The organism is Pseudomonas sp. URIL14HWK12:I6 (assembly GCF_000514195.1).
Lineage (GTDB): Bacteria > Pseudomonadota > Gammaproteobacteria > Pseudomonadales > Pseudomonadaceae > Aquipseudomonas > Aquipseudomonas putida_A.
Genome location: NZ_AZVL01000028.1, coordinates 1 through 22,478, shown reverse-complemented (window position 1 = coordinate 22,478; position 22,478 = coordinate 1). Strand labels below are relative to the sequence as shown.

The following is a 22,478-nucleotide window of genomic DNA, read 5'->3' as shown; positions in this document are numbered from 1 at the left end:
CTGCAAGTGTCGTCATTGCAGTTGCGCTTCGGGCAGGGTCAGTGTGCGCGGGATCTTCGATGCATCCCAGTGGGCTGCGCCCCATTTCAGCAATTCCTCGGGTGTGGCATGGGCCAGTTCGGCACCGGGGTTTTGTCCCAGCGCTCGCAGGGCCCGCAGCAGCAAAGGAGTGGCCTGATCCGCCTCAAGCGGCGGCGAACGGTAGGATTTGCCGAGCTTGTTGCCGTCCGGCTGCGTGATCAATGGCAGGTGCAGATAGCGCGGCTGACGCAGGCCCAACAGTTCTTGCAGGTAGAGCTGGCGCGGCGTGGAATCGAGCAGGTCGGCACCGCGCACGATGTCGGTGATGCCTTGCCAGGCGTCATCCAGCACCACGGCCAGTTGATAGGCGTAGAGGCCGTCGCGGCGGCGAATCACGAAATCGCCGACGTCGCGCCCCAGATGCTGGCGGAACTCGCCCTGCACGCGGTCGATGAAGTGGTATTCCAGTTCCGGCACGCGCAGGCGGATCGCCGCGTCTTGCTGCTCATGCCCGGCATTGCGGCACAAGCCCGGGTAAATGCCGTGATACGGCTCCAGTTGCTTGCGCGAACAGGTGCAGGCGTAGGCCAGGCCGTGATTGAACAGATTGTTGAGGACTTCGGCGTAGGCAGCGTGCCGGTTACTCTGGCGCACCATCTCGCCGTCCCATTCGAAACCGTAGCTTTCCAGCGCCTTGAGAATCGCCGCCTGTGCGCCGGGCTCTTCCCGGGGTGGATCGAGATCTTCCATGCGCACCAGCCAGCGCCCGCCGACCGCGCGCGCGTCGAGATAAGAGGCGAGGGCGGCAACCAGCGAGCCGAAGTGCAGATGGCCACTGGGGGTCGGGGCGAAGCGGCCGATGTAGGCGGGGGCGGTTTTGGCAGTCATGTGGACAATATAACTTTTCAGGATCCGCGCAGATTACCCCTGTGGGAGCGGGCTTGCTCGCGAAAGCGTCGGCTCAGACATCTTTGATGTTGAATGACACACCGAATTCGGGAGCAAGCCCCCTCCCACCAAAAGCGCAAACAGGGCAAAAGGTAGAAACATTACCCTTGTGGGAGCGGGCTTGCTCGCGAAAGCGTCAGTTCAGACAACCTGGATGTTGAATTGCCGGCCGCATTCGGGAGCAAGCCCCCTCCCACAAAAGCAAGGCATAAAGGGCAAAGGCAAAAGGCAGAAACAAAAACGGAGCGTTCGCACGCTCCGTTTTTCATTCAGGTCGAGATTACTTGCCGACCTGTTTTTCCTTGATTTCCGCCAGGGTCTTGCAGTCGATGCACAGATCCGCAGTAGGACGGGCCTCGAGGCGCTTGACGCCGATTTCGATGCCGCAGGACTCGCACCAGCCGTACTCTTCGTCCTGGATCAGTTCGAGGGTCTTGTCGATCTTCTTGATCAGTTTGCGCTCGCGATCGCGGGCGCGCAGCTCGAGTGCGAATTCTTCTTCCTGGCTGGCACGGTCGGCCGGGTCAGGGAAGTTGGCCGCTTCGTCTTTCATGTGATCAACAGTACGGTCGACTTCCTGCATCAAGTCCTGTTTCCACTTGTTCAGGATCTTGGTGAAGTGCGCGCGCATCGGGGCGCCCATGTACTCCTCGCCTTCCTTCGGAACGTAAGGTTCGAAGCCGCTGATCGTCACTTGCTGCTGTTGCTTTGCTTGGGTGGGCATGAAATGGACCGCCTCTACTCTTGTAATCCATTGCGCAGGATTGCTCCATCACCGACACCTGCCGGCCCTGCGGCTGCAAGCGGGCGAACTTACCAGATCAATTGGGCCTGCGCTACTCCCGGATGTCGAGGCCCCGGCGGGTGGCGCTTGCAGAAGTCTGGCAAGCCATGTCTGACAGTGATGGAGACCTGATCAATCTCTGATTTTAGTCAATCCTGGAGCGTACGCGCATATCGTTACAGTCCAGCGTTCTTGAGGCTGTGACCGCGACGGGTTCTCGCTCGTTCCGGCAGATGGGTAGAATCGTCTCTTTTTCCCCGTCGAAGGAAAACCAATGGCTCAGCCTTACAGTGCGCGCAGTCGTGCGATCGAACCGTTCCATGTAATGGCGCTGCTGGCGCGGGCCAACGAACTGCAGGCCGAAGGTCACGACGTGATCCACCTGGAAATCGGCGAGCCGGACTTCACCACGGCCGAGCCGATCATCCGTGCCGGGCAGGCTGCGCTGACGGCGGGCAAGACCCGCTACACCGCGGCGCGCGGTATTCCTGAACTGCGCGAGGCGATTTCCGGGTTCTATCAATCGCGTTACGGTTTGAACATCGATCCGCGGCGGATCCTGATCACCCCCGGTGGCTCCGGTGCGCTGTTGCTGGCCAGTGCCTTGCTGGTGGATCCCGGCAAACACTGGCTGCTTGCAGATCCGGGCTACCCGTGCAACCGGCACTTCCTGCGTCTGGTCGAAGGCGCGGCGCAACTGGTGCCGGTCGGGCCGGAGGTGCGTTACCAACTGACCCCGGATCTGGTGGCACGTCACTGGGATCACGACAGCGTTGGTGCGTTGGTGGCGTCGCCAGCCAACCCCACCGGGACTATCCTGACCCGCGATGAACTGGCCGGGTTATCCACAGCGGTCAAGGCGCGCCACGGGCATCTGGTGGTGGACGAGATCTACCACGGCCTGACTTATGGCACTGATGCCGCGAGCGTGCTGGAAGTCGATGACAGTGCCTTTGTCCTCAATAGTTTCTCCAAATATTTCGGCATGACCGGTTGGCGGCTCGGCTGGCTGGTGGCGCCGGAGGCTGCGGTCAGTGAGCTGGAAAAGCTCGCACAGAACCTCTACATCAGCGCCCCGAGCATGGCGCAGTACGCCGCTTTGGCCTGCTTCGAGCCGGACACCATCAGCATTCTTGAAGAGCGCCGCGCCGAATTTGGCCGCCGCCGCGACTTCCTGCTGCCGGCGTTGCGCGAATTGGGTTTCAATATCGCCGTCGAGCCTGAAGGTGCGTTCTACTTGTATGCAGATATCAGTCAGTTCGGCGGTGATGCCTTCGCGTTCTGTCGACATTTCCTCGAAACCGAGCATGTTGCCTTTACTCCAGGGCTGGACTTCGGGCGTTATCAGGCCAGTCACCATGTGCGTTTTGCTTACACGCAAAACCTCCCTCGCTTACAGGAAGCGGTGGAACGTATCGCTCGCGGCTTGAAGAGCTGGCAAGGCTGATGCGCTTTTATCCGGCTCTGGAAGAGGCGCGGCTGATTCGTCGCTACAAACGTTTTCTGGCGGACGTTGAAACGGTCAATGGCGAGTTGTTGACCCTGCACTGCCCGAACACCGGCTCGATGCTCAACTGTCAGGTCGAAGGCGGGCAAGTGTGGTTCAGTCGCTCAAACGACCCGAAGCGCAAACTGCCCGGCACTTGGGAAATCGGGGAAACGCCGCAGGGCCGGCTGTTCTGCGTGAATACCGGCCGCGCCAACGCCTTGGTTGAGGAGGCGCTGCAAGCCGGAGTCATCAGCGAGTTGAACGGCTTTACGACGCTTAAGCGTGAAGTGGCGTACGGTCAGGAAAAGAGCCGTATCGATTTTCGCCTCGAATACCCGAGTGGCCCGGCCTACGTGGAAGTAAAAAGCGTCACGTTAGGCTTCGAGGGAACCAACGTGGCCGCGTTTCCCGATGCGGTCACCCAGCGCGGTGCCAAGCACCTGCGTGAACTGGCGCATTTGGCCCGTGACGGTATTCGTGCGGTGCAGTTGTATTGCGTCAATCTCAGCGGCATCGAGGCGGTGCGGCCGGCCGAGGAAATCGATTCGGCCTACGCGGATGCCCTGCGCGAGGCCGTTGCATGCGGGGTCGAAGTGCTGGCCTACGGCGTGCGCTTGAACCACGAAGAGATGGTGATCGACCGGCGGCTGGACGTTTTGCTCAACGGTTAAACATCTATCCACAGCCCCTGTGCGTCTTCGCGGCAGGGGATGGCGGTCAGGGATTGCCCGGCGCAGGGCCCGGCGACGCATTCGCCGTCCTCGATCAGAAACAGTGCGCCGTGGGTGGCGCACTGGATCAGGCTGTTGCTCGGGTCGAGAAACTGGTCGGGGTGCCATTCCAGACCGACGCCGCGATGTGGGCAACGGTTGAGATAAACATAGGCCTGACCATTGCGGCGCACGGCAAACAGTTTATTGCCGTCGATGTCGAAACCGCGGCTGCCCGCCTCAGCGAGATCGGCGCCGGCGCACAAAAACTTCATGGCTATCCTCAAATGTCAGCTCGTTTCAGGAAATGTCCGAGCTTGACGTTTAAATGCAAACAATTATCAAATGGCCGCCTTCGCCCACTGCGCGCAACCGCCGTCAAGGATACTTGGCCCGCCGGTTCGCTGCCCGGGAAAACTTTTCAAGGAAAGCTGCGTATGCGCCTGATTACCCGCGTTGCCGTGCCGTGTGTCGGACTGCTCGCCAGCCTTCAGGCGACAGCTGCCGATTTGCCACAACGTTGGGTCAGTGCCGGTGGCGCGCTATCGGAGTGGGTGAGCGTGTTGGGCGGCGAATCCAAACTGGTGGGCGTCGACACCACCAGCCAGCATCCGCAATCGCTGAAGAAGCTGCCCAGCATCGGCTATCAACGCAGCCTTTCGGCGGAAGGCATTCTCAGTCTGCGCCCGGATATCCTCATCGGCAGCGAGGAAATGGGCCCGCCGCCGGTCATCGCCCAGGTGAAGAGCGCGAAGGTGCGGGTCGAACTGTTCTCGGCACAGCCGGATCTGCCGACCCTGGAAAAAAACGTCACGCATCTGGGGCAGTTGCTGGGCGCGCAAGCGCAGGCGGCGCAGTTGCTGGAAAGTTATCAACAGCAGCTCGCCGCGCAGAAAGCCCGAGTCGCCGAGTTGCAGACCAAACAAAAGGCGCCCGGTGTGCTGGTGCTGATCGGGCATGCCGGCGGCAAACCTTTGATTGCCGGCAAGGACACTGCCGCCGACTGGCTGCTGCAACGGGCCGGCGGACATAACCTGGCGACGCATACCGGTTACAAACCGTTCTCCGTGGAGTCGCTGGCCGGGCTCGATCCTGAGGTGCTGGTGTTTGCTGATCGCGCGTTGAGCGGCGAGGCGGCGAAAGCCGCTCTGTTCAAGGAAAACCCCATTCTCAATTCAAGCCGCGCGGCCAAGGCCGGACGGGTGCTGGAGCTGGATCCGACGCTGCTGGTCGGCGGGCTCGGGCCGCGTTTACCGGCGGCACTGAAGAATTTGTCTGACGGCTTCTACCCGACCGCGAGCGGCCAATGACCGTACTGGTCAAACCACGAAGCCTGTTTATCGGCCTGACGCTCCTGTGTTTGCTGGCCATCTGGCTGTCGTTGGCGCTGGGGCCGGTGAGCCTGCCGCTGTTCGATACGTTACGCGCTGCATTGCGCATGGTCGGCGTGCCGTTGGCGCCGGACGGTCTGGAGCAGGCCGAGCTGATCCTCGGGCAGATCCGTCTGCCGCGCACCTTGCTCGGTCTGGCCGTCGGCGGTGTGCTGGCACTGTCGGGTGTGGCGATGCAGGGCTTGTTTCGCAATCCGCTGGCCGATCCCGGGTTGGTCGGGGTTTCCAGTGGGGCAGCGCTGGGTGCGGCGGTGGCGATTGTCGGCGGGTCATTTTTTGGCGGTTTGCCGGAGTGGTTCGGGCCGTACCTGTTGTCGGCGTGCGCGTTTCTCGGTGGACTGGGGGTGACGGCGCTGGTCTATCGGCTCGGTCGGCGCAACGGCCAGACTAACGTCGCGACCATGCTGCTGGCCGGGATCGCCCTGACGGCATTGGCAAGCTCGGCGGTGGGTCTGTTCACCTATCTGGCGGATGACGCGACTTTGCGTACGCTGACTTTCTGGAATCTGGGCAGCCTCAATGGTGCGAGTTATGCGCGTTTGTGGCCGTTGCTGATCATCAGCACCGGCGTTGCGCTGTGGTTGCCGCGGCGTGCCAAGGCGCTGAATGCGCTGTTGCTCGGTGAATCCGAGGCGGGGCATCTGGGGATCGATGTCGAGCGGCTCAAACGTGAATTGGTGTTCTGCACGGCGTTGGGTGTTGGCGCGGCGGTAGCGGCAGCCGGGATGATCGGTTTCGTCGGGCTGGTGGTGCCGCATCTGGTGCGTTTATTGGCCGGGCCCGATCACCGGGTGTTGCTGCCAGCGTCGGTACTGGCGGGTGCGAGCCTGTTGTTGCTGGCGGATCTGGTGGCGCGGCTGGCGCTGGCGCCGGCGGAGTTGCCGATCGGTATCGTCACGGCGTTTATCGGCGCGCCGTTCTTCCTCTACCTGCTGTTGCGAGGTCGTGCCTGATGCTGCGTGCGCACAATCTGCACATCCGTCGCGGACGCAAGACCGTGCTCAGCGACGTCACCCTGCAACTTGAGCCCGGTGAGGTGTTGGGTGTGCTCGGGCCGAACGGTGCCGGCAAAAGCACCTTGCTCGGTGCCTTGTGCGGTGAGCTGACGGCCAGTGACGGTGAGGTGTTGCTCGACGACAATGTGCTGAGTCACTGGACAGGTACGCAGCGCGCTCAGCGCCTGGCGGTGTTGCCGCAGGTGTCGACGCTGGATTTTGCCTTTCGCGTGGAAGAAGTGGTCGGCATGGGCCGTCTGCCTTATCAGAGCGGTCGGGCGCGCGACGACGAGATCGTTGCGGCAGCGCTGGCCGCTGCGGATGCCGGGCATCTGAGCGGGCGCAGTTATCTGGCATTATCGGGTGGCGAGCGCCAGCGCGTGCATCTGGCGCGGGTGCTGGCGCAGTTATGGCCGGGGCAGGCCGGGCAAACGCTGTTGCTGGATGAGCCGACCTCGATGCTTGATCCACTGCATCAGCATACGACGCTGCAAGCGGTGCGTGAATTTGCCGACCGTGGCGCGGCAGTGCTGGTCATCCTGCATGATCTGAATCTGGCGGCGCGCTATTGTGACCGGGTTTTGCTGCTTGAGGGCGGGCGCCCGGTGGCGCTGGATACGCCGCAGCAAGTCTTGCGACCGGATACGCTCAAGGCCGTGTTCGGCCTTGAGGTTTTGGTGCAGCCGCACCCGGAGCGCGGGCATCCGCTGATCATCGCCCGCTGATTTCTATCGAGGTGATGCTATGCGCGGGATCTGGTTGGTAGCCGTATTGTGGCTTGCGGGGTGTCAGCATGTTGCTGCGCCGCCACCGGTCAGCGGTGAGATTCGCGATCTGCACAGCGGCCAGGTGTTGACGGCTCAGGAACTGCTGACGCATCTGGCCAAGCCGCACCAACTGATCATCGGCGAACAGCATGACAATGCCGATCACCACGCCGTGCAGTTATGGTTGCTGCAAGCGCTTGGAGAACAGCGCCCTCAGGGCAGTCTGCTGCTTGAGATGCTTACGCCGAATCAACAGCCGAAAGTTGATCAAGTTCGCCGCGCAGCAACGCCCCCCACTGATCTTCCCGCCGCACTGGCCTGGCAGGATGGCTGGGACTGGAATCTTTATGGACCGATCGTTCGGTTCGCCCTCACGCAAGGCTATCCGCTGTTGGCGGCCAATCTGGACGACAGTGAAATCCGCGCGTTCTATCGTCAGTCGCCAGCCCTGATTGGAGTTCGCAGCAATGCGGCATCGGTGAAGTCCGCGCTGCTTGAGCAGATCAGCGATTCACATTGCGGCTTGCTGCCCAAATCGCAGATGCCGGCGATGCTCGCGGTTCAGCAACAGCGTGATCGACGCATGGCTGAACGTTTGCTGGCAGCGCCGACGCCAGCCTTGCTGCTGGCGGGTGCCTGGCATGCGCGCAAGGATGCTGGCGTGCCGCTGCATGTTCTGGATCTGGGCGCAGCCCAAGCGCCAACGGTGCTGATGCTGGCCGAGCAGGGCGCCGAGGTGACTGCGGCGATGGCCGATTACGTCTGGTACACCCCGGCCACGCCCGCGCAGGATTACTGCGCACAGATGCGCAAACAGTTCGGGCAATGACTTTTCCACAGGCAAAAAAAGACCCGGTAAAAACCGGGTCAAATAACCGTGATTAGCCTGATGAGGAGATAATCTGAGAGTCCGAACCAAGGGCTTTTCAGAATATCGACTGATCTCGCGACCAGTTGTGATAATCATAGCGATTCTCATTAGCGAGTCAACCACTGTTTTTCCATTCGCGTGATTTAGTCGTGCAAATGGCCGGAATGTCCCGGAAACAGGGGGCTTAACGCGCAGCCCTGATCGCACTCAGTTGCGTGATCTGTTGATTGAGCTGGCCAATGCGCCGGGCCATGCTCTCAATCAGGCTGTGGGCAATCTTCGGATTGTTGCGGGTCATGCTCAGAAACTGCTCGCCTGGAATCAGCATCACCGTGCTTGGCTCGTGAGCGATGACAGTGGCATTGCGCGGTTCACCGGTGAACACCGCCATGGCGCCGAAAATCTCGTCCTTGGGCACTTCGCCGACCTTGTGCCCATCAACAAACGCTTCGGCATGCCCCTCAATGATCACGAAGACGTGATCAGCGGCATCGCCCTGCCGGATCAACACCTCACCACTCTCGACCCGTTTGAAGCCATTGGTGCTGCGAAACTCCCGCGGTTTCAGTTCGGCCACCGCGTGTGCCAGCAGCGCCATCTGCCCCAGCAGATACTCAAGCCATTGCTCGGCCCGATCCGGTTCGGCATACAAATGCTGGAACAGTTCGGTTCGCCGATAGGGCAACAAGCGCGATGGTCCGTCGCTGCGCAGTCGGCAATCGGCCCAGGCGTCACTTTGCTGTAGACCGATCAGATCGCCCTCTTGCCAGTAAAACAGCGCACGGCCACCGATGTAACCGTGGATCACGCCTTCTGTCAGCAGAAACAGCTGATCGTGTGGGAGCTGCTCCATCAGGTCGTCAGAGATTTCTGGCTCAAAGGCTGGCCCGCACGGCGCAAGGCCTTCCAGCCAGCGCGCGGGCAAGCTCTGCAAACGATTGATCAGTGCATCGACCGGTGCCGATTGTTCCCCGAGCAGATACATGGCCGTCAGCGCCTGTTCAGTTCTTGTGACGCGAGGAGATGGCTTCGAGCTGCTTGTTCAAGGCATCTTTGCGTTCGGCCGGGATGTCGTTCCAGTGCACATCCATCAGCGCCCCTTCGATCGCGTACAACAACACCTTTGACGCGCGAAACCCGCGGGTACGCACGGCCCGATAGGCGTCCACCGCCCCCAGGCGACGCAAGTCCGAGGCGCTGTGAATGCCCACGGCATGCAGCCACTGCGCCGACGTCTTGCCAAGATTCTTCAGGTGTTGCAGTTCATCATTCATCAAGCCTCCTTGCGACGGCCGAATGGTGCGTGGGCGATCTTCTCAGGAGTGTAGCCATCAGTAGGAAAAGCGTGGTTGTTTGGTCGGATTAGACGCAAACGCTTCTAAGAAAGGGGCTGCGAACGCAGAAAGGAGGGAAGAAACGCGGAAATAATGTGGGAGCGGGCTTGCTCGAGAAGGGGGGCTTTCAGCCAACAGATGTATCGACTGACACTACGCCTTCGCGAGCAAGCTCGCTCCCACAGAGGAAAGGCGTCGGGTCAGAGAAAGATAAAAATTATCAGCGAGTGCGATAGCGCAGGCGGGTGCCGAAATTCATCGACATCAGGATCTCGTCCGCACTCAGTTCCGGCGGGAAGTACGCGCCGGAAATTTGCGCATGGGCCAGGCTCGCGCCTTCGAGTGATGCATTACGGAAGTCGATGCCACGCAAATCGGCAGAACGGAAGTAGGCGTCCCGGAAATCCACGCCATCGGCGTTCAGTTCACGCAAGTCGAGACCACGAAAGTCGCCACCAACCATGTCGATCGGGCCGTCGTTCGGGCGTTCCTTGTTGAAGCCTGCGATGTCGTCTTTGTGCAGCAGGGCATAAAGCGGGGTGTCGAGAAGTTTCGGCTGGCTCATGTCAAATCACCTGTTGGTTTTATGACGCCAGTATAGTGCCACTATTTGACGGCCGTGAAGCAAGCGAGGGCTTCACGGCCGAAATAGTTTCTTACAGGCCTGGCAGGCGCTGACGGATCTGTGCGACTACGGTGTCGAGGGTTCCGCTTTCATTGGTCTGCACGCGTTTGCTGCGCAGAATCTCTTCTGGCGTCAGGGCTTCGCGGCTAGATTGCTGGGCCTCGATCACGGCCAGCGTGGCGTCGGAAGGGTCCTTTTTGTCGGCCTGACGAATCGCCAGCCAGCTCTCGATCACGGCTTGCGGTGCGTTGCAGTCGAGAATCAGGAACGGCGTGCCGGTGGCCTCGGCGACTTGAGCGGCGTTGTCGCGTTGCTCGCGCTTGAGGTAGGTCGCATCGATCACTACCGGGAAACCGGCGTGCAGAATCACTCCGGCAATCTCATGCAGGCGGGCATAAGTGGCGGCGCTGGCATCGGCGCTGTAAATCCCCGCCTGCACGTCGTTGGCTACGGTCTGCTCACCGAACAGGCGCTTGCGCTCGACGTCGGAACGCAGGCGAATCGCGCCCAGCGCTTCGACCAGACGCATCGCCACGTGGCTCTTGCCGACAGCCGATACGCCGTGGGTGATGGCCATGAAGCGCGAAGGAATGGTGCTGTAGCTTTCCGCCAGGTTGGCGTAGTTGCGGTACTGGCGCAGGGTGGTGGCGCGCTGCACCGGGGTGGCATCCGCCGGCATGCTGAACAGCGCGACTTTGGCGCGAACCAGTGCGCGGTAGGCTTTATAGAAGTTCAGCACTTCCAGGCCTTGATAGTCGCCGGTCAGCTCAAGGTACTGGCTGATGAAGCGGCGGGCGAGGGATTTCAGGCCACGGTCTTCCAGGTCCATCGCCAGGAAACCGGTGTCGGCCCAGACGTCAGTGAAGCGGAACGGTTCGTTGAACTCGATGCAGTCGAAGATCACCACTTTGCCATTGATGACAGTGGCGTTGCCCAGGTGAATGTCACCGTGGCATTCGCGAGTGAAACCCTCGGCCTTGCGCTGGCTGAACAGTGCCTTGAGACGATCGAAGCTGCTTTCGGCCCAGGCTTTCAGTGCCTCGAGTTGCAGCAGATCATTTTTGTCGCTGAGGAACGGCAGGATCTGTTCGAAGTTCTGGCGCACCGGGGCCATCACGCTGTCCGGGGTGCCGGCCTCGTGTTCGGCCGGGACTTTTGGCGCGCTGAGGTGGAATTTGGCGATCTGCTCGGCCATTTCATCAATGTGCTGGGTGGTCAACTCACCGTTGGCTTGCAGGGTGCTGAGCAGGCCGGTCTGCGGGAATTGACGCATCTTCAGCACATATTCGATCACCGGGCCGTCGCCACCCAGTTGTGGCGCCTCGACGCTGCCGGTCACCGGCAACACGTCCAGATACAAATCGTCGGTCAGACGCTGGTTCAGGCGCAGCTCTTCAGCACAGAAATGTGCGCGTGATTCGAGGCCGGTGAAGTCAAGGAAGCCGAAATTCACTGGCTTCTTCACTTTATAAGCAAACGGGCCGGTGAGGATCACCCACGAGATATGGGTTTCGATGACCTGGAACCCTTCGACGGGGTGCGGGTAGAGGGCCGGGTTTTGCAGGGCAGCGATCAGGGACTGGCTCACGGGCGATCCTTCAGAGACTGGGAAATTCGAGGTCGCCATTATGGCCGCTCGCCAGCCTGACGCAAACCTCGGAGCGCTCCTGTTGAGTATGAATAAAGTGCGTATAATCCGCCGCCATGACTCGAACTCGATCCCCCCGTACCAAGAAAAAACCAGTCTCCAAGGGCCTCAGCCCGTGGTTGAGCTGGGCCATTAAACTCAGCCTGGTCGGCCTTGTGGTGCTGGCCGGCTTCGCCGTTTACCTCGATGCCGTGGTGCAGGAGAAGTTCTCCGGCAAGCGCTGGACCATCCCGGCCAAGGTCTACGCGCGTCCGCTGGAGCTGTTCGTCGGACAAAAGCTGAGCAAGGATGATTTCCTCACCGAACTCGACGCCTTGGGCTATCGCCGCGAAGCCGTGAGCAATGGCCCAGGTGCCGCCGCCGTCAACGGCAATACCGTTGATCTGAATACTCGCGGCTTCCAGTTCTATGAAGGCCTGGAGAAACCGCAGCCGGTGCGCGTGCGCTTCTCCGGCGACTATGTGGCCGAACTCTCCGGGCTCAATGGCGGAAAATTGTCCGTGGTGCGGCTTGAGCCGCTGATGATCGGCGGCATTTACCCGAAAAACCTCGAAGACCGCATCCTGATCAAGCTCGATCAGGTGCCACCGTACCTGCTGGAAACCCTGGTAGCAGTGGAAGACCGGGACTACTACAGTCATTGGGGCGTGTCGCCGAAGTCGATTGCCCGGGCCATCTGGGTCAACACCTCTGGCGGCAAGATGACCCAGGGTGGTAGTACGCTGACCCAGCAATTGGTCAAGAACTTCTACCTCACCAATGAGCGCAGCCTGAGCCGCAAACTCACCGAAGCGATGATGGCGATGCTGCTGGAACTGCACTACGACAAGAAGGAAATTCTTGAGGCCTACCTCAACGAAGTCTTCGTCGGGCAGGACGGTCAGCGTGCCGTGCACGGTTTCGGTCTGGCCAGCCAGTTCTTCTTTGGTCAGCCACTGTCCGAGCTGAAGCTGCATCAGGTCGCTTTGCTGGTCGGCATGGTCAAGGGCCCGTCCTACTACAACCCGCGCCGCAACCCCGAGCGTGCGCTGGAGCGGCGTAACCTGGTGCTCGACGTGCTTGAGCAGCAAGGCGTGGCGACTGCCGAACAGGTCGAAGCGGCGAAGAAAATGCCACTGGGTGTGACCACGCGCGGCAAGCTTGCCGACAGCTCGTTCCCGGGCTTTATCGATCTGGTCAAACGCCAGTTGCGCGAAGACTATCGCGACGAGGACTTGACCGAAGAAGGCTTGCGGATCTTCACCAGTTTCGACCCGATTCTGCAGATGAAGGCCGAAGCGTCGGTGAATGACACCTTTAAACGCCTGGCTGGACGCAAGGGCTCCGATGACGTGGAAGCGGCGATGGTCGTGACCAACCCGGAAACCGGCGAAGTGCAGGCGATGATCGGTAGTCGTCAGGCCAGTTACGCCGGTTTCAACCGGGCGCTGGACGCCGTGCGGCCGATCGGTTCCCTGGTCAAGCCAGCGGTGTATCTGACCGCACTGGAAAAACCGAGCCGTTACACGCTGACCAGTTGGCTGTCGGATGATCCGCTGTCGATCAAAGGCGCGGACGGCCAGGTGTGGAAGCCACAGAACTACGACCGTCGCTCCCACGGCACAGTCTTCCTCTATCAAGGGCTGGCGCATTCGTACAACCTGTCGACCTCGCGCCTGGGTCTGGAAGTCGGTGTGCCGAATGTGCTCAAGACCCTTGCGCGTCTGGGCGTGACCCGGGAATTCCCGGCGTTCCCGTCGATGTTGCTGGGTGCTGGCGGCATGACCCCGATCGAAGTGGCGACCATGTATCAGACCCTCGCCAACGGTGGTTTCAATACACCGATGCGCGGGATTCGCAGTGTGTTGACCGCCGAGGGCGAACCACTCAAGCGTTATCCGTTCCAGATCGAGCAGCGTTTCGATCCGGCGTCCATCTACCTGATCCAGAACGCCATGCAGCGGGTGATGCGTGAAGGTACCGGCAGCTCGGTTTACAACGTGCTGCCCAAGACCCTGACGCTGGCCGGCAAGACCGGTACCAGTAACGATTCGCGTGACAGCTGGTTCGCCGGTTTCAGTCAGGATCTGCTGGCCGTGGTCTGGCTCGGTCGCGACGACAACGGCAAAACTCCGTTCACCGGGGCGACCGGTGCGCTGCAGGTGTGGACCAGTTTCATGCGCAAGGCCGATCCGCTGCCGCTGGACATGCCACAGCCGGACAACATCGTGCAGGCGTGGGTCGATTCGCGTACCGGGCAAGGCTCCGATGCCAACTGTCCGGGGGCGGTGCAGATGCCGTATATTCGCGGCAGCGAACCGCCACCCGGCGCCGCGTGTGCAAGCGAAACGCCTGCCTCGCCGGAGTCGGTGATGGATTGGGTCAAGGGCTGGATGAATTAAGCAAAGAGGGTTTCAAGTGAACAAGTGGTTGATTCCGGCGGTGACTGCCGTGGCTTTGCTCAGCGGCTGCTCTACCGTACAGCGTGGTTCGATCCCGGTGGTGGACTCCGGCACGGCCGTATCCAACAGCGAACGGCTGTCGGCCAACGGCGGTTTCCGCAAGACGACAGTCACACGCCCAGTCCAGGGCCAGGCGCAATCCCAGGCCATCCCGCAAGGCGATACCGGCGTGGTGGTGATGGTGCCGGGTGGTGGCGCCACGACATCGGCGCCGATCAGCTCCTCGCCGATCGTTCCGGGCCCGGCTTCCGGCGGTATCACCGCAGGGCCGTACAACCCGTCGCCGGTCGAGTCGGCACCGATCAACTCCGGCAGCTACAGCATGCCTTCGACGCCAAGCGGGATTCCTTCGGCCAGCAGTGGCGGTGGTCTGTCGGCGGACGAGCAACTGGATGGCCCGGTTCTCGCCTTGCTGACCACTGCGCAACAGCAGCAGGCCGGTGGCGACCTCAACGGTGCGTCTTCCAGTCTGGAGCGCGCTCAACGCGTTGCCCCGCGTGAGCCGCAAGTGCTCTATCGTCTGGCGCAAGTACGCATGGCTCAAGGTGATGCGCCACAGGCCGAGCAGTTCGCCCGTCGTGCACTGACCATGGCCAACGGTCGTCCGGACTTGCAGGCCAACCTATGGGAGATCATCGCGGAGTCCCGTGAGAAACAAGGCGATTCCGCCGGCGCAGCGCTGGCTCGTCAGAAGGCCAAGGTTTCGCTGTGATGGATTCCCGGTTCCCGAAAATCGCTGATCAGTTGCTGTTGATCGAGCGCGAACTGCGCACGCAGGGTTGGTGGGACGAGGTCCAGCCATCGGCCGAAGCCCTGAGCAGTGTCGAACCGTTTTCGGTCGACACGCTGGATTTCGAGCAATGGCTGCAATGGATCTTCCTGCCACGGATGAAAATGATCCTTGAGCAGGATCTGCCGTTGCCCAACGCCTCGGGCATTCAGGAAATGGCGGAAATGGTCTTCGCCCAGCGTAATCTGCAGGGCAAGGATCGACAGCTGCAGGTGCTGCTCAAAGAGTTCGACCTGCTGATTACCGCCTCGCGCTAGTGCCGATCTCCCTGTAGGAGCTGCCGCAGGCTGCGATCTTTTGATCTGCTCTTGGAAGCAAGGTCAAAAGATCGTCCGATCGCGGCCCGAGCCTGCGGCAGCTCCTACAGGTGTCTATTCGCAGTTCTGCGCAATCTGCTTCTGCGCTTCGACAATGCGCTCCTGCCGCTGCGCATCATCCAGCCGCCTTAATTGTCCTTCCACTTCCTCCCTCAACCGCGGATTGTTCTGCAATTGCGCCAGGTTCGTCCGTGCCTGTTCGCAAAATGCCTTGAGCTGCGCCTGCTGCTCCGCCACCTGTTTCTTCACCTTGTCGTCGATGGCTTTCTGATCGCCCAGCGCACCACTGCCAGGCATGGCGGCAGGTTTCGTTGGGGGCGAGGAGGGCGTCTGCACAGTCGTCGCCGGCAGCCCTTGCGGTGGCTGCGCATCGAAGTGCGTGACGCCCTGGGCATCTACCCATTTGTAGATTTGAGCGGCCGAGCACCAGGGGCTGAGGCCGATCAGCAGAGTTAGCAGAAGCGTTCGCATGCTGATTCCTTGGCAAAATTGCGCAATTGACGCTAACAGAGTAGCTGTTTTCAGGTTTTTTCTTGCGTTCTCATGTGCTTACCCACAATTAAGCACATTGACGGCTTGACTTGGAGAGGGCGAAACAGAAGAATCCAAAGTCCGCTGTAGAGGGACTGCCAGAAGCAGACCCACTCGGTAGATCATGAGGCGCATATCCGCGTCGACCTGTTACACCCGCAACGCGTTACCTCGCGCTGGGTGGGAAAGGCCCGCAACACTTGGGACGATCCCAATACTTGCTCAGTCAGTGCTGACGTAGTCGGCGACCACCGTCGCTCATGCTCTGCCGAGAAGTAAACCTATTAAGACCCGCCCCTTTTGTGTGGACGGTATTCTGGCGTTTTAGAGGTGAACAACGTGGAGCTTTTATCTGGCGGTGAGATGCTCGTCCGCTTCTTGCGTGACGAAGGCGTCAAATATATCTACGGGTACCCGGGTGGTGCTCTTCTTCATGTTTACGATGCCCTGTTCAAAGAACCGGAAGTGACCCACATCCTGGTTCGTCACGAACAAGCGGCTACCCATATGGCTGACGGCTATGCCCGTGCCACCGGTAAAGCCGGCGTGGTATTGGTGACATCAGGTCCTGGCGCCACAAACGCCATCACCGGTATCGCCACCGCCTATATGGATTCGATTCCAATGGTGATCATTTCCGGTCAGGTGCCAAGCACCATGGTCGGCACCGACGCGTTCCAGGAAACCGACATGATCGGTATCTCCCGGCCGATCGTGAAGCACAGCTTCATGATCAAGCACGCCTCGGAAATCCCGGAAGTCATGAAGAAGGCCTTCTACCTGGCGCAATCCGGTCGTCCGGGCCCGGTCGTGGTCGATATCCCGAAAGACATGACCAACCCGGCCGAGAAGTTCGAATACATCTTCCCGAAAAAAGCCAAGCTGCGTTCCTACAGCCCGGCCGTCCGCGGCCACTCCGGGCAAATCCGCAAGGCGGCAGAAATGCTCCTGGCAGCCAAACGCCCAGTGCTCTATTCCGGTGGCGGCGTGATCCTCGGCAACGGTTCCGCACCGCTGACCGAACTGGCGAAAATGCTCAACCTGCCAGTGACCAACACCTTGATGGGCCTGGGCGGTTTCCCTGGCACCGACCGGCAGTTCATCGGCATGCTCGGCATGCACGGCAGCTACACCGCCAACCTGGCGATGCACCATGCCGACGTGATCCTGGCTGTCGGCGCGCGTTTCGATGACCGTGTGATCAACGGCGCGGCGAAGTTCTGCCCGAACGCCAAGATCATCCACATCGACATCGACCCGGCTTCGATCTCCAAGACCATCAAGGCCGACGTGCCAATCGTTGGCCCGGTGGAGAGCGTCCTGACCGAAATGGTCGCGATCCTCAAGGAAATCGGTGAGACCCCGAACAAGGAGTCCGTTGCCAGTTGGTGGAAGCAAGTCGATGAGTGGCGTGGTGATCGCGGCCTGTTTCCTTATGAAAAGGGCGACGGCAGCCTGATCAAACCGCAGACCGTGATCGAGACCCTGTGCGAAGTGACCAAGGGCGATGCCTTCATCACCTCCGACGTGGGCCAGCACCAGATGTTCGCGGCGCAGTACTACACGTTCAACAAGCCGAACCGCTGGATCAACTCCGGTGGTCTGGGCACCATGGGCTTCGGTTTCCCGGCGGCCATGGGCATCAAGTTGAGCTTCCCGGATGACGACGTTGCCTGCGTCACCGGTGAAGGCAGCATCCAGATGAACATCCAGGAGCTGTCGACCTGCCTGCAATATGGCTTGCCGGTGAAAATCGTCATCCTGAACAACGGTGTTCTGGGGATGGTTCGTCAGTGGCAGGACATGAGCTATGGCAGCCGCCACTCGCACTCTTATATGGAGTCGCTGCCTGACTTCGTCAAACTGGCTGAAGCCTACGGTCACGTCGGCGTGCGCATCACCGATTCGAAGGATTTGAAGTCGAAGATGGAAGAGGCGTTCGCCATGAAAGATCGTCTGGTGGTGATCGATATTTCGGTCGATACCAGCGAGCACGTCTATCCGATGCAGATCAAAGACGGCTCCATGCGCGATATGTGGCTGAGCAAGACGGAGCGTACTTAATCATGCGGCACATTATTTCCCTGCTTCTGGAAAACGAACCCGGCGCTTTGTCTCGCGTAGTCGGCCTGTTCTCGCAGCGCAACTACAACATTGAAAGCCTGACGGTGGCGCCAACCGAAGACCCGACGCTGTCGCGTCTGACGCTGACCACTGTCGGCCACGATGAAATCATCGAGCAGATCACCAAAAACCTGAACAAGCTGATCGAAGTGGTCAAGCTGGTGGACCTGTCGGAAAGCGCTCACATCGAGCGCGAGCTGATGCTGGTCAAGGTCAAGGCCACTGGCGCCCAGCGCGCCGAGATCAAACGCACCACCGATATTTACCGTGGACAGATCGTCGACGTCAGCGCCAGCGTGTATACCGTTCAACTGACCGGTACCAGCGACAAGCTCGACAGCTTCATTCAGTCCATCGGCACCGCATCGATTCTGGAAACTGTCCGTAGTGGCGTGACCGGCATTGCCCGCGGCGACAAAGTACTCAGCATCTAAACCAAATTAGCGAATGGCCTGAACGGCCTGGATATATAGGGGAAATTCATGAAAGTTTTCTACGATAAAGACTGCGACCTGTCGATCATCCAGGGCAAGAAAGTTGCCATCATCGGTTACGGTTCCCAGGGCCACGCCCAAGCGTGCAACCTGAAAGATTCCGGTGTCGACGTAACCGTCGGTCTGCGTAAAGGTTCGGCTACCGTTGCCAAAGCCGAAGCTCACGGCCTGAAAGTGACCGACGTGGCCGCCGCTGTTGCCGGCGCCGACCTGGTCATGATCCTGACCCCGGACGAATTCCAGTCCCAGCTGTACAAGAACGAAATCGAGCCGAACATCAAGAAAGGCGCCACCCTGGCCTTCTCCCACGGTTTCGCGATCCACTACAACCAGGTTGTTCCGCGTGCCGACCTCGACGTGATCATGATCGCGCCGAAAGCGCCGGGTCACACCGTGCGTTCCGAGTTCGTGAAGGGCGGCGGTATCCCTGACCTGATCGCGATCTACCAGGACGCTTCGGGCAACGCCAAAAACGTTGCACTGTCCTACGCAGCTGGCGTGGGTGGCGGTCGCACCGGCATCATCGAAACCACCTTCAAGGACGAGACCGAAACCGACCTGTTCGGCGAACAAGCCGTACTGTGCGGCGGTACCGTTGAGCTGGTGAAAGCCGGTTTCGAAACTCTGGTTGAAGCTGGCTACGCGCCGGAAATGGCCTACTTCGAGTGCCTGCACGAACTGAAGCTGATCGTTGACCTCATGTACGAAGGCGGTATCGCCAACATGAACTACTCGATCTCCAACAACGCTGAATACGGCGAGTACGTGACCGGCCCGGAAGTGATCAACGCCGAATCCCGCCAGGCCATGCGCAATGCCCTGAAACGTATTCAGGACGGCGAATACGCCAAAATGTTCATCAGCGAAGGCGCGACCGGCTACCCTTCGATGACCGCCAAGCGTCGTAACAACGCCGCTCACGGTATCGAAATCATCGGCGAGCAACTGCGCTCCATGATGCCGTGGATCGGTGCCAACAAGATCGTCGACAAAGCCAAAAACTAAGTCGTCATCCTTGTACGAAAAACGCGGCCTCGGCCGCGTTTTTTCGTTTGAAACCGATGGTTCTGGTATAAAGCTGCATCGTTTGTGGCCGAACCGTCGTCACAGGCACCTGTCGAAACTTTCCAAACCGTTGCAAGGTAATGTCCATGAGCGAACGTCCCGAAGAGCCGAACCAGGCTTCTGACGCCGAAAGCCTGCTGCCCATCGATGAACATGTCGAGGAAGGGCACGACGCGGAAGGCCGTAAAGTCCGGCATCGTGGTATCTATCTGCTGCCGAATCTATTCACCACTGCGAACCTGTTCGCAGGGTTTTATTCCATCATCAACTCGATGAGTGCCCAGGCTGCCTTGAGCGCCGGTGACTCTGCGAATGCGAGCAAGTATTTCGCCTTCGCCGCGATCGCGATTTTCGTGGCCATGGTGCTCGATGGTCTTGATGGCCGTGTAGCGCGCATGACCAATACGCAAAGTGCCTTCGGCGCCGAGTATGACTCGTTGTCGGACATGGTCGCGTTCGGTGTAGCGCCGGCGCTGCTGGCCTTTGGCTGGGCATTGGGCGACATGGGCAAGGTCGGCTGGATGGTCGCCTTCATCTATGTCGCCGGTGCAGCATTGCGTCTGGCGCGTTTCAATACCCAGGTCGGTACGGCGGACAAGCGCTATTTCATTGGTCTGGCCAGCCCGGCGGCTGCAGGCGTGGTGGCGGGTATCGTCTGGGCGTTCAGCGATTACGGCATTCAGGGTTCGAAGATGTCGTTCCTGGTCGCCTTGATGGTGGCGGCTGCCGGCATGTTGATGGTCAGCAACATCAAGTACAACAGCTTCAAGGAGCTGGACTTGAAGGGGCGCGTGCCGTTCGTGGCGATCCTCGCCGTGGTGCTGGTGTTCGCCGTGGTGTTCAGCGATCCACCGCGAATTCTACTGCTGGTGTTCCTCGGTTACGCCGCTTCCGGCCCTGTGCAATACCTGTTGCGTCTTCGTCGTCACAAAAACGCCGAATGATGTAATTTCCCGCATACTCCGCAGTCTATGGGTGCATCTGTCCTCCAAAACTGCGGAGTTGCCATGCTGATCAAAATCCCCAAAGCGTCCGACTGCCATGAGTCGGATGTCACGCCTGAATCCATTTATCTTTCTCGTCGCCAATTGCTCGGAGCTACCGCTGCCGGTATCGCCGTGAGCAGCCTGCCGCGTTGGGCCACTGCCGGGGATGCGTCGCGTTATGTCGATGTCGAGCCGGGCAGGGCGCCTGCCTGGTTTGCTGAGAAGCTCCCTTCTACCAAGTGGGGCGCCGTCAACGTCAAGGATGAGGCGATCACGCCTTATAAAGACGCGACCCATTACAACAACTTCTATGAGTTCGGCACCGACAAGGGTGATCCGGCGGCCAATGCCGGTTCGCTGAAAACCGAGCCGTGGAGCGTTGTCGTCGATGGGGAAGTGGGTAAGCCCGGGCGTTACGCGCTGGAAGACTTCATGAAGCCGTACCAGTTGGAGGAACGTATCTATCGCCTTCGCTGTGTTGAGGCGTGGTCGATGGTCATCCCGTGGATCGGCTTTCCGATCTCTGCGCTGCTCAAACAGGTCGAACCCACCTCCAACGCCAAGTACATTCGCTTTGAGACTCTGCAGGATCCCAAAAGCATGCCGGGTCAGCGCTCAGGTTTCGCCCTGATCGACTGGCCATATGTAGAAGGCCTGCGCCTGGACGAGGCGATGAGTCCGCTGGCGATTCTGGCGGTTGGCATGTATGGCCGTGAGTTGCCGAATCAGAACGGTGCGCCGCTGCGCCTGGTAGTGCCGTGGAAGTACGGCTTCAAGAGTGTGAAGTCCATCGTGCGTATAAGTCTGGTCAGCGAGCAACCGAAAACTACCTGGCAGAGCATCGCGGCAGATGAGTACGGGTTTTATGCCAACGTGAATCCGACGGTTGATCACCCGCGCTGGACTCAGGCACGGGAGCGGCGTCTGCCGAACAGTCTGTTCAAGCCGAATGTGCGTGATACACAGATGTTCAACGGCTATGCGGATGAAGTCGCTTCTTTATATACAGGGCTCGATCTGCGGAAGAACTACTGATGCGATATCCGTTCTGGCGTGTAGGCGTTTTTATCGCTGCGGCGATTTGGCCATTGCTCTGGTTTTATCAAGCGTTCGCCGATTTGCTCGGGCCGGATCCTGGCAAAGTCCTGGTTGATCGATTGGGGCTGGGGACGTTGGTATTGCTGTTGATTACATTGAGCATGACGCCGTTGCAGAAATTGACGGGGTGGGCGGGCTGGATTGCTGTGCGCCGTCAGTTGGGACTTTGGTGTTTTGCCTATGTGGTTCTGCATTTGTTCAGCTATATGGCGTTTATCCTCGGCTTCGACTGGTCGCAGTTGGGCGTGGAGTTGCGTAAGCGGCCGTACATTATTGTGGGGACGTTGGGTTTCCTTGGTCTGTTGGCGTTGGCGGTGACTTCCAATCGCTACAGTCAGCGCCGTTTGGGTGTGCGCTGGAAGAAATTGCATCGGTTGGTGTATGTGATTCTCGGGCTGGGATTGCTGCATATGCTGTGGGTCGTGCGTGCTGATCTCAAGGAGTGGGCGATCTATGCCTTTATAGGTGCGGTGCTTTTACTGATGCGTGTACCTGCGGTTGCGCGTCGAATCCCGCGTTTGCTGACTAAAAAGCAGGTTTTGCAATAAAACTGAAATTAACGGTTGACGGCAGACTCTGGAAGTCTATAATTCGCCCCACTTCCGGCGCAGTCGAAACGGAAAACTCCTTTAGATTCAATGAGTTGCGCAGTTTTCGGCGGCGGCTTGCTTCAGTTCATCGAAGCCTGGAAGGAGTTGAAAGGGCGGTGATGTTTGGCTCTTTTGACGGTTCGATCTTCTCGGTCGAAAGCGGAGAAAAAGAGGTGTTGACAGCAGCGTGTAACGCTGTAGAATTCGCCTCCCGCTAACGAGAGATCGGAAGCGCAAGTGGTTGAAGTTGTTGAAGAATTCTTCGAAAGCTTCTGAAAATAATCACTTGACAGCAAATGAGGCTGCTGTAGAATGCGCGCCTCGGTTGAGACGAAAGATCTTAACCAACCGCTCTTTAACAACTGAATCAAGCAATTCGTGTGGGTGCTTGTGGGGTCAGACTGATAGTCAACAAGATTATCAGCATCACAAGTTACTCCGCGAGAAATCAAAGATGTA

General features: G+C 59.6%; 24 protein-coding genes. 15 read left to right on the top strand and 9 right to left on the bottom strand.

Annotated features, from left to right (window positions below; translation table 11 throughout):
- Positions 1-12: 12 nt before the first annotated feature.
- Together gluQRS and dksA are read right to left on the bottom strand one after the other, a co-directional pair.
- On the bottom strand, positions 13-909 hold the full coding sequence (gene gluQRS, locus H043_RS0124680) for a tRNA glutamyl-Q(34) synthetase GluQRS (protein ID WP_027614095.1): 897 nt from the start codon (positions 907-909) through the stop codon (positions 13-15).
- Positions 910-1,249: 340 nt separating this feature from the next.
- Positions 1,250-1,693, bottom strand: coding sequence for an RNA polymerase-binding protein DksA (gene dksA, locus H043_RS0124675; RefSeq protein WP_027614094.1), 444 nt, complete (start codon positions 1,691-1,693; stop codon positions 1,250-1,252).
- 334 nt (positions 1,694-2,027) lie between these two features.
- Between dksA and H043_RS0124670 the strand changes: the two genes are divergently transcribed.
- Both H043_RS0124670 and sfsA read left to right on the top strand, forming a co-directional pair.
- Complete coding sequence (locus H043_RS0124670) at positions 2,028-3,200, top strand: pyridoxal phosphate-dependent aminotransferase (RefSeq protein WP_027614093.1); 1,173 nt, start codon at positions 2,028-2,030, stop codon at positions 3,198-3,200.
- Positions 3,200-3,913 carry a DNA/RNA nuclease SfsA gene (gene sfsA / locus H043_RS0124665; RefSeq protein ID WP_027614092.1) on the top strand — a complete coding sequence of 238 codons (714 nt, stop codon included), beginning with the start codon at positions 3,200-3,202 and terminating at the stop codon, positions 3,911-3,913. The genes H043_RS0124670 and sfsA overlap by 1 nt, the downstream gene beginning before the upstream one ends.
- Here the strand turns inward: sfsA and H043_RS0124660 are convergent.
- Positions 3,910-4,227 (bottom strand): Rieske (2Fe-2S) protein, encoded by a 318-nt coding sequence (locus H043_RS0124660; RefSeq protein WP_027614091.1) that lies wholly within the window; start codon positions 4,225-4,227, stop codon positions 3,910-3,912. The two genes, sfsA and H043_RS0124660, sit on opposite strands and share 4 nt — an antisense overlap.
- Before the next feature lie 162 nt (positions 4,228-4,389).
- On the opposite strand from H043_RS0124660, the gene H043_RS0124655 reads away from it, so the two are divergent.
- Genes H043_RS0124655 through H043_RS0124640 form a run of 4 tightly spaced genes read left to right on the top strand, consistent with a single transcriptional unit; the run spans position 4,390 to position 7,934 of the window.
- Positions 4,390-5,262 (top strand): hemin ABC transporter substrate-binding protein, encoded by an 873-nt coding sequence (locus H043_RS0124655; protein ID WP_027614090.1) that lies wholly within the window; start codon positions 4,390-4,392, stop codon positions 5,260-5,262.
- Between the two features lie 50 nt (positions 5,263-5,312).
- Positions 5,313-6,296: an iron ABC transporter permease gene (locus H043_RS0124650; RefSeq protein WP_177325663.1), complete on the top strand. Its 984-nt coding sequence runs from the start codon at positions 5,313-5,315 to the stop codon at positions 6,294-6,296.
- Positions 6,296-7,063 carry a heme ABC transporter ATP-binding protein gene (locus H043_RS0124645; protein WP_027614088.1) on the top strand — a complete coding sequence of 256 codons (768 nt, stop codon included), beginning with the start codon at positions 6,296-6,298 and terminating at the stop codon, positions 7,061-7,063. The genes H043_RS0124650 and H043_RS0124645 overlap by 1 nt, the downstream gene beginning before the upstream one ends.
- Positions 7,064-7,082: 19 nt before the next feature.
- Positions 7,083-7,934: a ChaN family lipoprotein gene (locus tag H043_RS0124640; RefSeq protein ID WP_027614087.1), complete on the top strand. Its 852-nt coding sequence runs from the start codon at positions 7,083-7,085 to the stop codon at positions 7,932-7,934.
- Between the two features lie 226 nt (positions 7,935-8,160).
- Here the strand turns inward: H043_RS0124640 and H043_RS0124635 are convergent, their stop codons facing one another.
- From H043_RS0124635 to H043_RS0124620, 4 genes are all read right to left on the bottom strand, one after another.
- The gene (locus tag H043_RS0124635; protein WP_027614086.1) at positions 8,161-8,961 is read right to left on the bottom strand and encodes a Crp/Fnr family transcriptional regulator; all 801 of its coding nucleotides are present in this window, start codon (positions 8,959-8,961) and stop codon (positions 8,161-8,163) included.
- Positions 8,962-8,977: 16 nt separating this feature from the next.
- Complete coding sequence (locus H043_RS0124630) at positions 8,978-9,250, bottom strand: TfoX/Sxy family protein (RefSeq protein ID WP_003228231.1); 273 nt, start codon at positions 9,248-9,250, stop codon at positions 8,978-8,980.
- Positions 9,251-9,530: 280 nt separating this feature from the next.
- Positions 9,531-9,875, bottom strand: coding sequence for a pentapeptide repeat-containing protein (locus H043_RS0124625; RefSeq protein WP_003228227.1), 345 nt, complete (start codon positions 9,873-9,875; stop codon positions 9,531-9,533).
- 91 nt (positions 9,876-9,966) lie between these two features.
- Positions 9,967-11,523: a bifunctional aminoglycoside phosphotransferase/ATP-binding protein gene (locus tag H043_RS0124620; RefSeq protein ID WP_027614085.1), complete on the bottom strand. Its 1,557-nt coding sequence runs from the start codon at positions 11,521-11,523 to the stop codon at positions 9,967-9,969.
- A gap of 116 nt (positions 11,524-11,639) precedes the next feature.
- Here H043_RS0124620 and mrcB point away from each other — a divergent pair, with 116 nt between their 5' ends.
- Genes mrcB through H043_RS0124600 form a run of 3 tightly spaced genes read left to right on the top strand, consistent with a single transcriptional unit; the run spans position 11,640 to position 15,071 of the window.
- Complete coding sequence (gene mrcB, locus H043_RS0124610) at positions 11,640-13,964, top strand: penicillin-binding protein 1B (RefSeq protein ID WP_027614084.1); 2,325 nt, start codon at positions 11,640-11,642, stop codon at positions 13,962-13,964.
- Positions 13,965-13,980: 16 nt separating this feature from the next.
- Complete coding sequence (locus H043_RS0124605) at positions 13,981-14,736, top strand: hypothetical protein (protein ID WP_027614083.1); 756 nt, start codon at positions 13,981-13,983, stop codon at positions 14,734-14,736.
- A complete protein-coding gene (locus H043_RS0124600) occupies positions 14,736-15,071 on the top strand; it encodes a YqcC family protein (protein ID WP_007963922.1) in 336 nt (111 codons plus the stop codon). Before H043_RS0124605 ends, H043_RS0124600 begins: the two co-directional genes overlap by 1 nt.
- 114 nt (positions 15,072-15,185) lie before the next feature.
- Here the strand turns inward: H043_RS0124600 and H043_RS0124595 are convergent, their stop codons facing one another.
- A complete protein-coding gene (locus H043_RS0124595) occupies positions 15,186-15,602 on the bottom strand; it encodes a DUF4124 domain-containing protein (protein ID WP_027614082.1) in 417 nt (138 codons plus the stop codon).
- A gap of 399 nt (positions 15,603-16,001) precedes the next feature.
- Here H043_RS0124595 and H043_RS0124590 point away from each other — a divergent pair, with 399 nt between their 5' ends.
- From H043_RS0124590 to msrQ, 6 genes are all read left to right on the top strand, one after another.
- Positions 16,002-17,726, top strand: a complete 1,725-nt coding sequence (locus H043_RS0124590; RefSeq protein ID WP_027614081.1) for an acetolactate synthase 3 large subunit — start codon at positions 16,002-16,004, stop codon at positions 17,724-17,726.
- A 2-nt stretch (positions 17,727-17,728) separates the two neighbouring features.
- The gene (ilvN, locus tag H043_RS0124585) at positions 17,729-18,220 is read left to right on the top strand and encodes an acetolactate synthase small subunit (RefSeq protein WP_003205610.1); all 492 of its coding nucleotides are present in this window, start codon (positions 17,729-17,731) and stop codon (positions 18,218-18,220) included.
- Positions 18,221-18,268: 48 nt separating this feature from the next.
- Entirely contained in the window at positions 18,269-19,285 is a 1,017-nt protein-coding gene (gene ilvC / locus H043_RS0124580; protein ID WP_007959661.1) for a ketol-acid reductoisomerase, read from the top strand.
- A gap of 146 nt (positions 19,286-19,431) precedes the next feature.
- Complete coding sequence (gene pssA / locus H043_RS0124575) at positions 19,432-20,289, top strand: CDP-diacylglycerol--serine O-phosphatidyltransferase (protein ID WP_027614080.1); 858 nt, start codon at positions 19,432-19,434, stop codon at positions 20,287-20,289.
- 63 nt (positions 20,290-20,352) lie between these two features.
- Positions 20,353-21,366 carry a protein-methionine-sulfoxide reductase catalytic subunit MsrP gene (gene msrP, locus H043_RS0124570; RefSeq protein WP_027614079.1) on the top strand — a complete coding sequence of 338 codons (1,014 nt, stop codon included), beginning with the start codon at positions 20,353-20,355 and terminating at the stop codon, positions 21,364-21,366.
- Positions 21,366-21,977 (top strand): protein-methionine-sulfoxide reductase heme-binding subunit MsrQ, encoded by a 612-nt coding sequence (gene msrQ / locus H043_RS0124565; protein WP_027614078.1) that lies wholly within the window; start codon positions 21,366-21,368, stop codon positions 21,975-21,977. The genes msrP and msrQ overlap by 1 nt, the downstream gene beginning before the upstream one ends.
- Before the next feature lie 122 nt (positions 21,978-22,099).
- On the opposite strand, the gene H043_RS30570 is transcribed toward msrQ, so the two are convergent.
- Positions 22,100-22,478: hypothetical protein (locus H043_RS30570; RefSeq protein ID WP_256214480.1), on the bottom strand; the 379-nt coding region annotated here is incomplete at its 5' end.

What these genes read in the sequence shown, in the direction of transcription:
- gluQRS (WP_027614095.1), bottom strand. Translation starts at nt 909, where the DNA reads ATGACTGCCAAAACCGCCCCCGCCTACATCGGCCGCTTCGCCCCGACC.
- dksA (WP_027614094.1), bottom strand. Translation starts at nt 1,693, where the DNA reads ATGCCCACCCAAGCAAAGCAACAGCAGCAAGTGACGATCAGCGGCTTC.
- H043_RS0124670 (WP_027614093.1), top strand. Translation starts at nt 2,028, where the DNA reads ATGGCTCAGCCTTACAGTGCGCGCAGTCGTGCGATCGAACCGTTCCAT.
- sfsA (WP_027614092.1), top strand. Translation starts at nt 3,200, where the DNA reads ATGCGCTTTTATCCGGCTCTGGAAGAGGCGCGGCTGATTCGTCGCTAC.
- H043_RS0124660 (WP_027614091.1), bottom strand. Translation starts at nt 4,227, where the DNA reads ATGAAGTTTTTGTGCGCCGGCGCCGATCTCGCTGAGGCGGGCAGCCGC.
- H043_RS0124655 (WP_027614090.1), top strand. Translation starts at nt 4,390, where the DNA reads ATGCGCCTGATTACCCGCGTTGCCGTGCCGTGTGTCGGACTGCTCGCC.
- H043_RS0124645 (WP_027614088.1), top strand. Translation starts at nt 6,296, where the DNA reads ATGCTGCGTGCGCACAATCTGCACATCCGTCGCGGACGCAAGACCGTG.
- H043_RS0124640 (WP_027614087.1), top strand. Translation starts at nt 7,083, where the DNA reads ATGCGCGGGATCTGGTTGGTAGCCGTATTGTGGCTTGCGGGGTGTCAG.
- H043_RS0124635 (WP_027614086.1), bottom strand. Translation starts at nt 8,961, where the DNA reads ATGTATCTGCTCGGGGAACAATCGGCACCGGTCGATGCACTGATCAAT.
- H043_RS0124630 (WP_003228231.1), bottom strand. Translation starts at nt 9,250, where the DNA reads ATGAATGATGAACTGCAACACCTGAAGAATCTTGGCAAGACGTCGGCG.
- H043_RS0124625 (WP_003228227.1), bottom strand. Translation starts at nt 9,875, where the DNA reads ATGAGCCAGCCGAAACTTCTCGACACCCCGCTTTATGCCCTGCTGCAC.
- mrcB (WP_027614084.1), top strand. Translation starts at nt 11,640, where the DNA reads ATGACTCGAACTCGATCCCCCCGTACCAAGAAAAAACCAGTCTCCAAG.
- H043_RS0124600 (WP_007963922.1), top strand. Translation starts at nt 14,736, where the DNA reads ATGGATTCCCGGTTCCCGAAAATCGCTGATCAGTTGCTGTTGATCGAG.
- H043_RS0124595 (WP_027614082.1), bottom strand. Translation starts at nt 15,602, where the DNA reads ATGCGAACGCTTCTGCTAACTCTGCTGATCGGCCTCAGCCCCTGGTGC.
- ilvN (WP_003205610.1), top strand. Translation starts at nt 17,729, where the DNA reads ATGCGGCACATTATTTCCCTGCTTCTGGAAAACGAACCCGGCGCTTTG.
- ilvC (WP_007959661.1), top strand. Translation starts at nt 18,269, where the DNA reads ATGAAAGTTTTCTACGATAAAGACTGCGACCTGTCGATCATCCAGGGC.
- pssA (WP_027614080.1), top strand. Translation starts at nt 19,432, where the DNA reads ATGAGCGAACGTCCCGAAGAGCCGAACCAGGCTTCTGACGCCGAAAGC.
- msrP (WP_027614079.1), top strand. Translation starts at nt 20,353, where the DNA reads ATGCTGATCAAAATCCCCAAAGCGTCCGACTGCCATGAGTCGGATGTC.
- msrQ (WP_027614078.1), top strand. Translation starts at nt 21,366, where the DNA reads ATGCGATATCCGTTCTGGCGTGTAGGCGTTTTTATCGCTGCGGCGATT.